14 protein-coding genes are annotated in these 14,407 nt (G+C 71.0%); 8 read left to right on the forward strand and 6 right to left on the reverse strand.

All coding sequences use genetic code 11. The features are described from left to right. Positions 1-184: 184 nt before the first annotated feature. On the reverse strand, positions 185-1,252 hold the full coding sequence (locus AC54T1_RS09355) for an ice-binding family protein (protein WP_496911761.1): 1,068 nt from the start codon (positions 1,250-1,252) through the stop codon (positions 185-187). A 398-nt stretch (positions 1,253-1,650) separates the two neighbouring features. On the opposite strand from AC54T1_RS09355, the gene AC54T1_RS09360 reads away from it, so the two are divergent. The 4 genes from AC54T1_RS09360 to AC54T1_RS09375 all read left to right on the forward strand — a co-directional run bounded on the left by AC54T1_RS09360 (position 1,651) and on the right by AC54T1_RS09375 (position 4,429). Beyond that, positions 1,651-2,343: a histidine phosphatase family protein gene (locus AC54T1_RS09360; protein WP_496911762.1), complete on the forward strand. Its 693-nt coding sequence runs from the start codon at positions 1,651-1,653 to the stop codon at positions 2,341-2,343. A gap of 24 nt (positions 2,344-2,367) precedes the next feature. After that, complete coding sequence (locus AC54T1_RS09365) at positions 2,368-2,937, forward strand: DUF3090 domain-containing protein (protein ID WP_496911763.1); 570 nt, start codon at positions 2,368-2,370, stop codon at positions 2,935-2,937. Beyond that, positions 2,937-3,704, forward strand: coding sequence for an SCO1664 family protein (locus AC54T1_RS09370; RefSeq protein WP_496911764.1), 768 nt, complete (start codon positions 2,937-2,939; stop codon positions 3,702-3,704). Before AC54T1_RS09365 ends, AC54T1_RS09370 begins: the two co-directional genes overlap by 1 nt. A gap of 113 nt (positions 3,705-3,817) precedes the next feature. Further along, on the forward strand, positions 3,818-4,429 hold the full coding sequence (locus AC54T1_RS09375) for an NAD(P)-dependent oxidoreductase (RefSeq protein ID WP_496911765.1): 612 nt from the start codon (positions 3,818-3,820) through the stop codon (positions 4,427-4,429). A 79-nt stretch (positions 4,430-4,508) separates the two neighbouring features. Here AC54T1_RS09375 and ychF read toward each other — a convergent pair whose 3' ends face one another. From ychF to AC54T1_RS09390, 3 genes are read right to left on the reverse strand one after another with little or no spacing between them, the layout of a single operon-like run. Beyond that, complete coding sequence (gene ychF, locus AC54T1_RS09380; RefSeq protein ID WP_496911766.1) at positions 4,509-5,594, reverse strand: redox-regulated ATPase YchF; 1,086 nt, start codon at positions 5,592-5,594, stop codon at positions 4,509-4,511. 42 nt (positions 5,595-5,636) lie between these two features. Further along, positions 5,637-7,202, reverse strand: coding sequence for a hypothetical protein (locus AC54T1_RS09385; RefSeq protein ID WP_496911767.1), 1,566 nt, complete (start codon positions 7,200-7,202; stop codon positions 5,637-5,639). Continuing rightward, positions 7,184-7,960 carry an ABC transporter ATP-binding protein gene (locus AC54T1_RS09390; protein ID WP_484345053.1) on the reverse strand — a complete coding sequence of 259 codons (777 nt, stop codon included), beginning with the start codon at positions 7,958-7,960 and terminating at the stop codon, positions 7,184-7,186. Before AC54T1_RS09390 ends, AC54T1_RS09385 begins: the two co-directional genes overlap by 19 nt. Before the next feature lie 75 nt (positions 7,961-8,035). Here AC54T1_RS09390 and AC54T1_RS09395 point away from each other — a divergent pair, with 75 nt between their 5' ends. Then, the gene (locus tag AC54T1_RS09395; RefSeq protein ID WP_496911768.1) at positions 8,036-9,310 is read left to right on the forward strand and encodes a DNA recombination protein RmuC; all 1,275 of its coding nucleotides are present in this window, start codon (positions 8,036-8,038) and stop codon (positions 9,308-9,310) included. A 75-nt stretch (positions 9,311-9,385) separates the two neighbouring features. On the opposite strand, the gene AC54T1_RS09400 is transcribed toward AC54T1_RS09395, so the two are convergent. Beyond that, positions 9,386-10,435, reverse strand: a complete 1,050-nt coding sequence (locus AC54T1_RS09400; protein WP_496911866.1) for a 4-hydroxy-3-methylbut-2-enyl diphosphate reductase — start codon at positions 10,433-10,435, stop codon at positions 9,386-9,388. Between the two features lie 150 nt (positions 10,436-10,585). Between AC54T1_RS09400 and xseA the strand changes: the two genes are divergently transcribed. From xseA to AC54T1_RS09415, 3 genes are all read left to right on the forward strand, one after another. After that, positions 10,586-11,860, forward strand: a complete 1,275-nt coding sequence (xseA, locus tag AC54T1_RS09405; protein WP_496911769.1) for an exodeoxyribonuclease VII large subunit — start codon at positions 10,586-10,588, stop codon at positions 11,858-11,860. A 67-nt stretch (positions 11,861-11,927) separates the two neighbouring features. Then, positions 11,928-12,176: an exodeoxyribonuclease VII small subunit gene (locus AC54T1_RS09410; protein WP_496911770.1), complete on the forward strand. Its 249-nt coding sequence runs from the start codon at positions 11,928-11,930 to the stop codon at positions 12,174-12,176. A gap of 6 nt (positions 12,177-12,182) precedes the next feature. Beyond that, a complete protein-coding gene (locus AC54T1_RS09415) occupies positions 12,183-13,112 on the forward strand; it encodes a carbohydrate kinase family protein (protein WP_496911771.1) in 930 nt (309 codons plus the stop codon). Between the two features lie 12 nt (positions 13,113-13,124). On the opposite strand, the gene AC54T1_RS09420 is transcribed toward AC54T1_RS09415, so the two are convergent. After that, a complete protein-coding gene (locus AC54T1_RS09420) occupies positions 13,125-14,384 on the reverse strand; it encodes an ABC transporter ATP-binding protein (protein ID WP_496911772.1) in 1,260 nt (419 codons plus the stop codon). Positions 14,385-14,407: the final 23 nt, after the last annotated feature.

Here is a 14,407-nt window from a genome sequence, read left to right on the forward strand (position 1 = left end):
CCGCGATTATTGTACGCCTGTCTTGACCACGTCCATCCCGCGAGCTCTGGGAGAGCGACTGTGCCACGTCCAGCAGGGAGACTGCGGGCTACGGCTTCACCATGATCGGTCCGGTGCGTCGTCGTGCCCACGGGTCGTCGACTCCGCGTACCCCTTGATCACCTGTCGGCTGTGGAGGCCGTTCTCATCGCAGCCCGCAGCGACGCGTGCCGATGACGACTCCCGTCCCCACGAGTATGGACGCGGCGGCCACGAGGATCGGCGCGGTCATCGTGGGCCCGGTGACCGCCAGCGCCGGTGGCGTTCGTCCCGGCGGAGTGGTGAGGTCGACCGGCGGCGTGCCCGATGGACCGCCCGGGACGATCGGACCGACGGGCGGTTGCACGGGCACGACGGGCTCGGCCGGCGGCACGGTCGGGTCGCCGGGCCCGGTCGGTACGCCCGGCCCGGTCGGGTCCTCCGGCACGGTCGGTACGCCTGGCCCGGTCGGGTCCTCCGGCTCAGCCGGCGGCTCGTCGGGATCGACCGGAGCTTCCTCCGGCTCGTCGGGCAGCAGCGCTGGCTCGCACGCACCGCGGGTGAACGTGTTGGTATCGAGGGTGACAGATCCGGCGCGTGCCAGGGCGCGGCCCTCGACCGTCGCTCCGGTGTTGGCCGTGATCGAGGTCAGGGCCAAGATGTTGCCGACGAAGGTCGTGTCCGTCCCGAGCGTCGCGGAGCTGCCGACCTGCCAGAAGACGTTGCAGCTGGTTGCTCCGTTGATGAGCTCGACGGTGCTGTCGGACGCCGTGGTCAGGGTCGACCCGATCTGGAAGATGAAGACCGCGTTCGGGTCACCTTCGGCGTCCAACGTCAGCGTCCCGGTGAGCCCGAGAGAGTCGGCGGCGTTGTACACACCTGCCAGCATCGTCGTGCCGCCGATGTCTCCGGCGACGGTGGCGTCGGGCGCTTGGCCGGCGGCGTCGTCGTACGCGATGACGAGATCGGCCTGGGCCTGGAGCGCATGAGCGTCCGTCCGATGCTCGACCCCCGCGGTGAGGCCCGGCGGGAAGCCGCTGATCGCCGTGCCTGGACTCACTCCGAGGTCGCCAGCGAGGCGGCTCGGTCCGGTGTTCGTCACGGACTGCCCGGCGAGGACCGCGTACGACTGAGCAGTGCCGAGGTCGACGGCGGTGCCGATCGCATAGGCCGGTTGCGTGCCCAGGAGGAGCACGCCCGCTGCAGCCAGAGCGAGCGCTCCTCTGACCGGCACCCGCACCCGTGACGGGGCTCGATCGTGCATTCGTGCGTGGCTGATCTCGTCGCTCCCCATGGAAGCACCCCCCAGTCTTCCCCGGCTGCCGGGGTCAAGCTCGCTGTGAATAGAGGCGACCATACGCATCGCCGCAGCCGTTATCTCGGACATCAGCGGCACACGCGTGAGATTCACCCGCGGAACCTGCTTCCGAGTCCGGTGGTCGCCGGCACGGTGGCAGCGGCCTCATGGGCGATGGCCACGGCGGGCGGCGGAGTCGTCCGCGGGAGCCGGCTGCCCCGCCGACCTGCCAGAAGACGTTGCAGCTGGTCGCCTTCCGGGAACGTCGTCATCCGGCGCTCGCCCGCGCCACGGTGCGATCGGACGGCCGTCGCCCGCGTGGTTAGGCTGGCTGGATGGCGACAGCTCTTCTCGTGCGGCACGGCCGCACCACAGCAAATGCCACGGGGCTGCTTGCCGGGAGGGCCGCCGGCGTCAGCCTGGACGAGATCGGGCGCGACCAGGCGGCTCTCGCCGGAGACCGGCTCGCAGCCGTTCCCCTTGTCGCGGTGGTGTCGAGCCCCCTCGAGCGGTGTCGGCAGACCGCCCAGCACATCCTCGATCGCCAGGCGGGCATGCCCTACGCACCGATCGATCTCGATCTCACCGAATGCGACTACGGCCAGTGGCAGGGCCGCACGCTCTCCGAGCTCGCGACCGAGGACCTGTGGCCGCTGGTGCAGTCGCACCCCTCTGCCGTCGTCTTTCCCGGCGGTGAATCCATGGCCGCGATGCAGGCTCGGTCGGTGGCAGCGATCCGTCGCCACGACGCAGCGGTCGAAGCCGAGCACGGGGCCGGGGCCGTGTGGGTCGCGGTCAGCCACGGCGACGTCATCAAGTCGATACTCGCCGACGCGCTCGGCATGCACCTCGACCTGTTCCAGCGCATCACCGTGGGCCCCGCATCCGTCTCGGTCGTGCGCTACGGCGCCAGCCGACCGAGTGTCCACGCGATCAACACCGACGCGGGTGATCTCTCGTGGCTGTCGAAGGGCATCGCGTCCGGGGATGCGCCGGTGGGTGGCGGCGCAGGGCACAAGGCGCCGTGAATCGCATGAGCCTAGGATCCTGACATGCCCACACGCGTCCACGAGTTCGACTGGCCTGATCGGGCCGTCATCGGCACCATCGGCCTTCCGGGGGCGCGCACGTTCTACCTCCAGGTGCGCTCAGGGACACGGCTGGTGAGCGTCGCCCTCGAGAAGCAGCAGTCGGCTCTGCTCGCGGAGAACATCAACGAGATCCTCGACCAGCTCATGACCATCGAGGGCAATCCCTTCAGCGTTCCCACGGGTACGCCTCCCGAGCTCGTCGACAACGACCAGCTCGAGGCCGTCCAGGAGCAGTTCCGCACCGGCGCCATGAGCCTGGGCTGGGACCCGAGCACGGCTCAGGTCGTCATCGAGGCCTACGCCCTCACGGACGACGACGGTGACGACGGTGACGACGGTGACGACGGTGACTCGCCTGATGAGGACGGCGCGCACGAGACCGAGATGCTGCTGGTGCGACTGCCGGTGGGCACCGCCCGCGCATTCGCCAAGCGCACCCTGGAGATCGTCGGCGCCGGGCGCCCGGCCTGCCCGCTCTGCGGACAGCCCATGGACTCCGACGGGCACGTCTGCGCCCCTCCCGAGGACTGATGTCGGCGACGGACCTGGTGACGGCGCAGCTGACGATCACCGGCCGCATCAGGACGGCCTCCAACGCGACGTTTCTCGGCACCATCGGCGACGTGGTCGTCGTCTACAAGCCGATTGCCGGTGAGAGTCCGCTGTGGGACTTTCCCGACGGCACGCTGGCGCACCGGGAGGTGGCCGCCTACCAGGTCTCCCAAGCTCTCGGTTGGGGCGTGGTGCCGCACACCTGGCTGCGCGACGGGCCCCTGGGCGAAGGAATGGTGCAGCTCTGGCAGGAGCAGGACCCCGACCACAGCGCCGTCGACCTCGTCCTGACGGACGACGTGCCGACGGCAGGCTGGAAGCCCGTCCTCGAAGGACGGGACGAGACCGGACGGAGGGTCACCCTCGTGCACGAGGATTCGCCCGCGCTCAGGCGCATGGCCGTGTTCGACCTCATCGTCAACAACGCCGACCGCAAGGGTGACCACATCCTTGCCATGACGGACGGCCGCCGGCACGGCGTGGACCACGGGCTCACCTTCCACCGTGACCACAAGCTGCGCACCGTCCTGTGGGGATGGCTCGGAGAAGCACTGACCACCGAGGAACGTGACGGCATCGATCGTGTCAGCGAAGGGCTGCACGGTGACCTGGGAAGGAGCCTGGCGGACCTGCTCAGCGCCGACGAGATCGCCTCACTCGCTGCTCGCTGCTCGAGGTTGCGCCTGGGAGGGCGGTTTCCAGCTCCCGCCGGCGGGAGGCCAGCGGTGCCCTGGCCACTCTTCTGAGGGAGCCGCGGCTGCGAGCATCGCCGGGGCGCGTGATGTCCAATCGGTGATGGCCGGACGGCGCATAGAATGGCCTGAGGTATCACCTCCTTCCGGCCACTCAAGAGGACCCCGTGAAGATCACGATCATCGGCGGCTCGCAGGGCACAGGAGCCGTCCTTGCCACGCTCGCTCACGATGCCGGGCACGAGGTCACCGTCCTCTCACGCAGCGGCACCGCACCGGCGGGCGTCCGGGCGGTCACCGGGGACGCTCGCGACCTGGCCGCAGCATCCCGGGCCGTCGCCGGAGCCGACGCCGTCGTCATCACCGTGGGCGGCGCCAAGGGCGTGTCCGACCACCGCGCGGCCGTCACCCGGACGGTCATCGCTGCCATGCACGACGCCGGCGTCCGCAGGCTCGTCGTGCAGTCCTCCCTGGGCGCTGGCGACTCCGGCAAACAGATGCCCGCGCCCATCCGGCTGATCACCAAGGCGCTCCTCGCCAAGCCGTTGGCTGACCACAACCAGCAAGAAGCTGCCGTGACCTCCTCCGGCCTGGACTGGACTGTCGTACGACCGACCGGCCTGACGAACAAGCCGGCGACGGGCTCGTGGCATGCGCTCGACACCGGGAGCGAAGGGAAGCTGGGCGGCTCTGTCCCCCGCGCTGACCTCGCCGCGTGCATCCTCGACGTCCTCGGCGACGACTCAACGATCGGCAAGGCTCTCGGCGTCAGCAGCTGAGCGGCCGACCCGATTCACGCGAGGATCTACCTGCCCCCTGAACAGACCTCGGCAGGCAAGGAAGGGTCCGCTCACAAGCTCACACGTTAAAGCGGAACTCCACGACGTCTCCGTCCTGCATGACGTAGTCCTTGCCCTCGATGCGGGCCTTGCCCGCGCTGCGAGCCGCCGCGACGGATCCGGCCTCGACGAGGTCGTCGAAGCTGATGACCTCGGCCTTGATGAAGCCTCGCTCGAAGTCGGTGTGGATGACGCCGGCGGCCTGGGGCGCGGTCCAGCCCTTGTGGATCGTCCATGCGCGCGACTCCTTCGGGCCCGCCGTGAGGTACGTCTGCAGGCCGAGGGTCTCGAAGCCGACGCGGGCGAGCTGGTCGAGCCCCGGCTCCGCGATGCCGGAGTCAGCGAGCATCTCCGCGGCCTCGTCGGGCTCGAGCTCGACGAGCTCGGACTCGAACTTCGCGTCGAGGAAGATCGCGTGGGCGGGCGCGACGAGCGCCCGCAGCTCGTCCTGGAACGCCGTGTCCGCGAGACCGGTGTCGTCGGTGTTGAAGACGTAGATGAACGGCTTGGCCGTCATGAGCTGCAGCGACGCGAGCTGCTCGAGGTCGAGCTTGGCCTTCGCGGCACCGGCGAAGAGTGTGGTGCCCTCCTCGAGCAGGGCCTGAGCGCCCTGGGCGGCGGCGAGGAGCGCGGGGTCGCCCTTCTTGATCCGGACCTCCTTCTCGAGGCGCGGGACCGTCTTCTCGAGCGTCTGGAGGTCCGCGAGGATGAGCTCGGTGTTGATGGTCTCGATGTCATCCTTCGGGGAGACCTTGCCGTCGACGTGCACGACGTCGGGGTCCGCGAACGCACGCGTCACCTGGCAGATGGCGTCCGCCTCGCGGATGTTCGCGAGGAACTTGTTGCCCAGGCCCTCGCCCTCGCTCGCGCCGCGCACGATCCCGGCGATGTCGACGAACGACACGGTCGCGGGCAGGATCCGCTCGGACCCGAAGATCTCCGCGAGCTTCTCCAGGCGGGGGTCGGGCAGCGGGACGACGCCCACGTTGGGCTCGATCGTCGCGAACGGGTAGTTCGCAGCGAGCACCTGCGCCCGGGTCAGCGCGTTGAACAGGGTCGACTTGCCGACGTTGGGTAGTCCGGCGATACCAATAGTGAGAGCCACGGGACACGAGTCTACGTGGCGCGCCTCAAGAGGCGGCCCGCCTCAGCGCGTCGCGAGGACCTGCTGCAGGAGCTCGGCGGACCGGGAGTCGTAGACGCGCCCACCGAGACGCACCCCCGCCACGAGGCACACCGAGGACAGGGTGAGCCCCACGGCACACGCGGCCCAGCCCACGATCGCGTTCGAGGTGACGATCGCGATCACCGCGAGGACGACCTCGGGCAGCACGAGGACGAGGAGCACGAGCCACCCGCCCGACTGGATCGCGAGGCTCGCGACCGCAGACCCCTGCGGTGTGCTGAACGGCCCGTCCCCGGGGCGCGGCACCGGGTAGACGAAGCGCGCCGAGACGATGCTCGACAGGCCGAACGCCGACAGCAGCACCCCGACGCTCACACCGAGCAGCGCCGGGAGATCGGCCCACCGGTCGGTGTACCAGCACACGCCGACGACGAAGACGAGCGTCACCGGCAGCCCGACGGCGCCAGCAGCGAGCACCCTCCCCACCCGGTCGGCCTGCCCGCGGACCCCTGCCGCGACGTGCAACCAGAACGCGCTGTGGTCGTACGCGACGTCGGCCGAGATGATCCACCCGAGGAGGAAGGCCGTCACCGGCGGCAGGAGCAGGAGCACCACGCCGCTGCCCGGGTCGAGGAACTCGAAGAGGAACGGCAGGAACGGCACGACGGCGAGCGAGCTCGCGTACCTGGGGTCCCGCAACCAGTACGTGAGGCACCGGGCCGCGACGCTCCACGCCGGCCCGGACGGCAGGGCGCGGAACAGACCAAGACCGCGCACGCGCTGCCCGCTCCCGTCCCGCCCGGGGGGCGAGACGACGGCGCGTCCGAGCGCCCACCCCCACAGGAGCGTGAGCACCCCCAGGGTCGCGACCGCGGCGCAGAAGTGCGCGAGCGCGAGCCAGGGCTGGCCGGTGGCGATGTTGCCCGGGACCGCCCACACCGCCGCGAAGGGCATCCACGACACGATCTCCCCCGCCTGCGCGAGCGTCACCCGGTCGGTCTCCAGCTCACCGGACGCCCACGACATCACGGGCGCGAGAGCGAGCACCGGCACGAGCACGAGCACCCCGGTGACCTCACGGAAACGCCGGGACGTGCGCAACGGTGCCAGCAGCGTCGTCGTCGCCCTCGACCCCACGACGCACGTCGCGACGGCGACGACCGAGCACACGAGAGCGGCGAGCGCCGCCGCTGGCGACCGCCGCCACACGAGCGCGCTGCCGACGCTCACGAGGACCGTCACGAGGCCGGGCACGCCGACGAGCGCAGCCGCCGCGAGCCCGAGCAGGAGGTCCTTGCGGCGGATCCCGTAGAGCGCGAACCGGTGCGGATCGAGCGTGGAGTCGACACCGAACGCCACGAGTGGCAGGAACCACCAGCCGAGCACGAGGAGACTCCCCGCGAAGACGACGATGGTCGCCGCGAGCGTGACGTCCCGTCGCCCGAGGTAGGCGAGGCCACGCAGGAGCGCGGCGAACACCGTCGTGGCGTACAGCAGGGCGACGACGAGCCCGATGACCTGCCAGACGCTGCGCCGCAGCGCGTTGCCGAGCATGACGAGCTTGAGGCTTACGAGGTGCGCAACCACGGGAGCCCTCCCGCGACCGGGCCTCCACCGACGAGCTCGACGAACCGGTCCTCCAGGGTCCGGCCGGCACGGACCTCCTCGACCGTGCCCGCGGCGCGCACCTGACCGTCGGCGACGACCGCGACGTGGTCGCACATGCGCTGCACGAGGTCCATCGCGTGGGAGGAGACGATCACCGTCCCACCCGTACGGACGTAGCCGGTGAGGATCTCGCGGATGTGCGCGGAGGAGACGGGGTCCACGGACTCGAAGGGCTCGTCGAGCACGAGCACGCTCGGAGCATGGATGAGCGCGGCGGCGAGCATGGCCTTCTTCGTCATGCCCGCCGAGTAGTCGACGACGAGGGTGTCCGCCGACCCGTGGAGGCCGAGCGCGTGGAGGAGGTCATGGGTGCGTTCCCGGACCGTCGCGCGGTCCATCCCGCGCAGGAGCCCCGCGTACGTGACGAACTGCTCTCCGGTGAGCCGGTCGAACACGTTGAGCCCGTCGGGGAGGATGCCGAGCGTCCGCTTGACCTCATGGAGGTTGGACCACAGGTCGACACCCAGGACGGCAGCGGTACCGGCGTCCGGCCGGAGCAGCCCGGTCGCCATGGAGAGCATGGTCGTCTTCCCGGCCCCGTTGGGACCGACGACCCCGTAGAAGGACCCACGGGGGACGTCGAGGGAGACCCCCGCGACGGCGACCTTCTCCCCGAACCGTTTGGTCAGCCCTCGGAGCGCCAGCGCGGGCACGGGCTCCCAGGACGTTCCTGTCATGGACGCACAGTAGTTCCTCCCGGCGCGGAGGACCGCCCGGCCGCCGATGTCAGTGGCGGGAGCGAAGGTGTCGCCATGGAAACGATCCTCTGGCCCCTCCTCACTGCCGTGCTCGGCGCCGTGCTCGGCCTCCTCGCCGGCGCGGTACGCGCGGCCGCCGCAGTCCGCGCTGCCGACGTGCGGGTCGCGCGAGCCGAGGCAGAGCTCCTCGCGGAGCGGCGCGGGTCCGCGGAGCGGCTGCGGGTGCTGCAGGAGGACTCGGACCGCCTCTCCGACCAGTTCCGGGCGCTCGCCGCCGACGCCCTCGCGGCCAACAACGAGCAGTTCCTCGGCCTGGCCGAGCAGCGGCTGCGCTCCACGCAGGTCGCCGGTCAGGCAGACATGGCCAAGCGCGCGGAGGCGGTCCACTCCCTCGTCGACCCCCTCACCCGGACGCTCGCCGAGGTCCGGCAGCAGATGACCGCCGCGGAGGAGGCCCGCATCGCGAGCGCCGCCGCCCTCGGCGAGCAGGTCCGCGGGATGCGGGAGACCTCGGACCTCCTGCGCTCGGAGACCGGCTCCCTCGTCACGGCGCTGCGCTCGTCGCAGGTCCGTGGCGCCTGGGGCGAGATGCAGCTGCGGCGCGTGGTCGAGGCAGCCGGCATGCTCAACCGCGTCGACTTCGTCGAGCAGAGCCACGTCGAGACAGACGGCGGAGCGCTCCGCCCCGACATGGTCGTGCACCTCGCGGGAGGCAAGCGCGTGGTCGTCGACGCGAAGGTCGCGTTCCTCGGCTACCTCGAGGCGCAGCAGGCGACCGACCCGGACGTCCGTGCGGCCCGCCTGGCGGCCCACGCCCGGCACGTCCGCAAGCACGTCGACGACCTCGCGGGCAAACGCTACTGGGACCAGTTCAGCCCGACGCCCGAGTTCGTCGTCATGTTCCTGCCCGCCGAACCGTTCCTCGCAGCGGCGGTCGAGGAGGACCCCGGTCTGCTCGAGCACGCGTTCAGCCGCAACGTCGTCATCGTCACCCCGGTGACGCTCATGGCGCTCCTGCGGACCGTCGCCTACGCCTGGCGCCAGGAGGCCCTTGCCGAGAACGCTCAGAAGGTCCTCGTCATCGGCAAGGAGCTGCACGGCAGGCTCGCGACCATGGCCACGCACCTCACCCGCCTGGGCCGCACGATCCAGCAGTCCGCAGACGCCTACAACCGCACGGTCGGTTCGCTCGAGACGCGCGTGCTCGTCAGCGCCCGGAGATTCTCCGAGCTCGACCTCGTCGACGACCAGCTGCCCGCACCGACCCCGATCACGCCGCACCTCACGGTGCTCACGGCGCCCGAGCTCCTCGAGGCCGCCGACCTATGAGCATCGGACGAGCTGGGAGGATCGGACGAGCTGGGAGGATCAGACGAGCTGGGAGGATCAGACGAGCTGGGAGGATCAGACCGGCTGGACGGGCAGCTGGGTGCGCTGCCCGCGGCGCAAACGCTCGGGCTGACCGCCCGCCTGCTTGAGGTCCGCCCGGAGCTCCTTCGGCAGGGAGAACATGAGGTCCTCCGTCGCCGTGCGGACCTCCTCGACGGTGCCGTACCCGCGCTCGGCGAGGAACCGCAGGACGTCGTCCACGAGGATCTCCGGCACGGAGGCGCCGGAGGTCACGCCGACGGTCGTCACACCCTCGAGCCAGGCCTCGTCGATCTCCTTCGCGTAGTCGATGAGGTACGACGCGCCCGCACCCGCATCCAGGGCGACCTCGACGAGCCGCACCGAGTTGGAGGAGTTCGTCGACCCGACGACGATGACGAGGTCGCACGCCGGCGCGAGCTTCTTCACCGCGACCTGGCGGTTCTGGGTCGCGTAGCAGATGTCGTCGCTCGGCGGGTCCTGCAGCGTCGGGAAGCGGTTGCGGAGTCGGCGCACCGTCTCCATCGTCTCGTCGACGGACAGGGTCGTCTGCGAGATCCACACGACCTTGTCGGGGTCGCGGACCGTCACGCTGTCCACCTCGTCCGGGGAGTTCACCACCTGGATGTGGTCGGGCGCCTCACCCGCGGTGCCCTCGACCTCCTCGTGGCCCGCGTGGCCGATGAGGAGGATGTCGTAGTCGTCGTCGGCGAAGCGGATCGCTTCCTTGTGCACCTTCGTCACGAGGGGGCACGTCGCATCGATCGTCTTGAGCGACCGCGCCTCGGCTGCCGCGACGACGGCCGGCGACACCCCGTGCGCCGAGAAGACGAGCCGCGCGCCCTCGGGCACCTCGTCCGTCTCGTCGACGAACACGGCCCCACGGTCCGAGAGCGTCTCGACGACGTACTTGTTGTGGACGATCTCCTTGCGCACGTATACGGGTGCGCCGTGGAGGTCGAGCGCCTTCTCGACGGCGATGACGGCACGGTCCACGCCGGCGCAGTACCCACGCGGAGCGGCGAGGAGCACGCGCCTGGTGTCGGGGCGGTGCGCGTCCGGGGAGGTCGTGCTGGCGGGGGCGATCGAGGGTGCGGTCACACCCTCGAGTCTAGGCGAGAAGCCCTCGCCCTGGCCTGCATCGTGATCCACCGCACCAGCTCTTCACCAGCCCGACCCGCCACCCGCACGTCGTACCGCGCCGACGGTGTCAGCCGGATGGGGCAGGCTTGACCCGTGGCCACCCCGAACACGTCCGAGCACACCCCCGTCGCCCCGCTCGCCGCGAAGGCCGCGGACACGACCGCGGAGCACCCCTGGCCCGTCCGGCTGCTGTCCGCGAAGATCGCCGAGTACGTCGACCGCATGTCGCCCCTGTGGGTCGAAGGCCAGGTGGTGCAGCTCAACCGCCGCCCCGGGGCGGGGATGGCGTTCCTCACGCTGCGAGACACCGACACGGACATGTCGCTGCCCGTGTCCGTGTACGCCAAGGTGCTTGAAGCCGTCGAGACGCCACTGGCCGAGGGCGCGCACGTCGTCGTCCGCGCCAAGCCCGTGTTCTGGACCAAGCGCGGCTCGCTCCAGCTCCAGGCCGACCAGATCCGGCCCGTCGGCGTGGGTGAGCTCCTCGCGCGGATCGAGCACCTCCGACGGATCCTCGCTGCGGAGGGCCTCTTCGACGTCGAGCGCAAGAAGCCATTGCCCTTCCTCCCCGCCGTCGTCGGCCTCGTGTGCGGACGAGAGTCGAAGGCGGAGCACGACGTCGTCGTCAACGCACGTCAGCGCTGGCCGCAGGTGCGGTTCGAGATCCGCGAGGTCGCCGTCCAGGGCCCCGGCGCTGTCCCCCAGGTGAGCGCCGCGATCGCCGAGCTCGATGCGCGCCCCGAGGTCGAGGTCATCGTCGTCGCCCGCGGCGGCGGCGCCGTGGAGGATCTCCTTCCTTTCAGCAACGAGGCCCTCGTCCGGGCCGCAGCGGCCTGCCGGACGCCGCTCGTCTCGGCCATCGGCCACGAGACCGACGCGCCGTTGCTCGACCTCGTCGCGGACTACCGCGCGTCGACCCCGACGGACGCGGCCCGCCGGATCGTGCCCGACGTCGGCGAGGAACGGGCCCGGATCGTCCAGGCCCGCTCACGGCTCCGCACCGCGGTGACCCACCGCGTCGACCGGGAGCAGCACGGCCTCGACTCCGTCCGGTCCCGCCCGGTCCTCGCCGCGCCCCAGACGATGGTGGACGCTCGCGAGGCGCAGGTCGACCGGTTGCGCGAGTCCGCCCGCGGCCGCTTCGACCGGTTGCTCCTCGCGGCACGATCGGAGATCGGCAGCATGTCGGCGCAGGTCCGCGCCTTGTCCCCCGCAGCGACGCTCGACCGCGGGTACGCCGTCGTCCAGGCGCCCGACGGGAGGGTCGTCCGGGCCCCCGGCGACGTCACCGCGGGCGACACCCTGCGCATCCGCCTCGCAGGTGGCGAGACCTTCGCGACGGCACGCCCCACCCGGGGCGAGCCGTAGCCCTGGTGCTCGGCCGCGCGCACAGGCGCGTCCGTCCGGCGCCGCCGGATCTTGGTTTACTTCTTCTATGTCCTCCGACCAGCACGACACCGCGCCCACCGTCCCCGACACCGCGGACCTCAGCTACGAGCAGGCCCGCGACGAGCTCGTGCAGGTCGTCGCGCGCCTCGAGGCCGGAGGCGAGCCGCTCGAGGCGTCCCTCGCGCTGTGGGAGCGTGGCGAGGCCCTCGCCGCGCGCTGCCAGCAGTGGCTCGACGGCGCACGGGAGCGGCTCGAGGCCGCCCGCACCGCCACGCAGGCCCCCGACGAGGACTAGGGCATCATGACTCCGACGCCACCCGTCCCGTGCGCCCTCGTCGTCGGTGAGGCGCTCATCGACGTCGTCCGCCGACCCGACGGTTCGGTGGACGAGCACCCGGGTGGCAGTCCCGCCAACGTCGCCCTCACCCTGGGCCGGCTCGGCCGCCCCGTCGAGCTCCTCACCTGGCTGGCGCGGGACGCGCGCGGCGAGGTGATCGACGGGTGGCTCGCCGAGTCGGGCGTCACGCTCGCGTCGGGCAGCACCGGCGCCCCGGCCACGTCGGTCGCCACGGCGCACCTCGACGCCGACGGAGCAGCGAGCTACGAGTTCGACCTCACCTGGGACCTCGCGCCGGACGCGACCGTGCCCGAGGGCACGGTCGTCGTGCACACGGGGTCCGTCGCTGCCGTCCTCGACCCCGGCAGCGCGGCCGTCCGACGCGTCCTCGACGCGGCCCGCCCCTCAGCGACGGTCACGTACGACCCGAACGTGCGCCCCACCCTCATGGGTGACCCCGGCACGGTCCGTGGGCAGGTCGAGGAGCTCGTACGCGGAGCCGACGTCGTCAAGGTGAGCGACGAGGACCTGCACTGGCTCTACCCGGGCGCCGACCCCGACGACGTCGCTGCCTCGTGGCAGAGCTCCGGCCCGGCTCTCGTCGTCGTCACCTACGGCGGCGAAGGCGCGGTGGCCTTCTCCGCTGCGGGCCGGGCTGACGTCGCCGCCCCGCGGGTGACCGTCGCCGACACGGTCGGCGCGGGCGACTCGTTCATGGGCGCACTCCTCGACGGACTCTGGAGCGCCGACCTCCTGGGTCGCGACCGCCGAGGGGCCCTCACCGACATCTCGCTCCGCACGCTCACGCACGTGCTCGAGCAGTGCGTGCGCGTCGCGGCGATCACCGTCTCACGCGCGGGCGCCAACCCGCCACGGCTGGCCGAGCTCGGCTGACGACGGCGTGGCTCAGGCCGCAGCGTCCGCCTCCTGCTTCTTCGACCGGTCGAGCGACGCCTTGCGGTCCTCCTCGTTCTCCTGGTCGATGCGCTGCGCCTCGGCATCGTCGCGCGTGAGGTTCACGCCGCTCTCCGGGTCGAACGCGAGCATCTTCTCCGGGTTGAACCACAAGGTGGTCGTGCTGCCGTCCCGCACGCGGCTCGCGGAGTCGAGGGCGACGACGAACTGGGTGCGCATCCCCTCCCCGTCCAGGTCACGGTCGAGCTCCTCGAGCTTCGCGGCGATGTCGGGATGCGTCTCGAACGGGACGTAGGCGTAGAGCTCCGAGCCCAACCACTCCGTGACGTCGATGGTCGCCTCGAAGGTCTCTCCACGCTCTCGCTTGCCCTCCTCGACGAGCGCAGCGTCCTCGAAGTGCTCGGGGCGCAGCCCGATGATGACGAGCGAGCGGTCCCCGATGCCCGCTGCGATGCGCTCCGGCAGCGGGAAGGTCCCGAACGGCAACGTGATCCGACCGCCGGACACCTCACCGGGCATGAAGTTCATGGGTGGCGACCCGATGAAACCGGCGACGAAGAGGTTGACCGGCTGCTCGTAGAGCGCACGGGGGCTCGCGACCTGCTGGAGCTCACCCTTGCGCAGCAGCGCCACCCGGTCGCCGAGCGTCATGGCCTCCGTCTGGTCGTGCGTGACGTACACGGTCGTCGTCCCGAGCCGCCGCTGCATCCGGGCGATCTCGGTGCGCATCTGCCCGCGCAGCTTCGCGTCGAGGTTGGACAGCGGCTCGTCGAAGAGGAAGGCGTCGGCGTCGCGGACGATCGCACGCCCCATGGCGACCCGCTGGCGCTGTCCACCGGACAGGTTCCCCGGCTTGCGGTCGAGGTGGTCGGTGAGCTCGAGGGTCTCTGCCGCCTTGCGGACCTTCGCCTGGATCTCCTCCTCGGTGAACTTGCCCTTCGTCAGCCGCAACGGGAAGGCGATGTTCTCCCCCACGGTCAGGTGCGGGTACAGGGCGTAGTTCTGGAAGACCATCGCGAGGTTGCGGTCCTTGGGTGCCTTCTCGTTGACGCGGGTACCGCCGATGAAGAGATCCCCCGAGGTGATGTCCTCGAGGCCGACGATCATCCTCAGCAGCGTCGACTTCCCGCATCCGGAGGGCCCGACGAGGATGACGAACTCACCGTCGGCGATGTCCAGGCTCACGCCGTTGACCGCCGGGAAGCCGTCTCCGTACTTCTTGACCAGGTTCTTCAGCGTGATGGAGGCCATCAGTTCACTCCTTCGTGGTGAGC

The sequence above is a fragment of the Sanguibacter sp. Z41_6 genome, assembly GCF_059621145.1.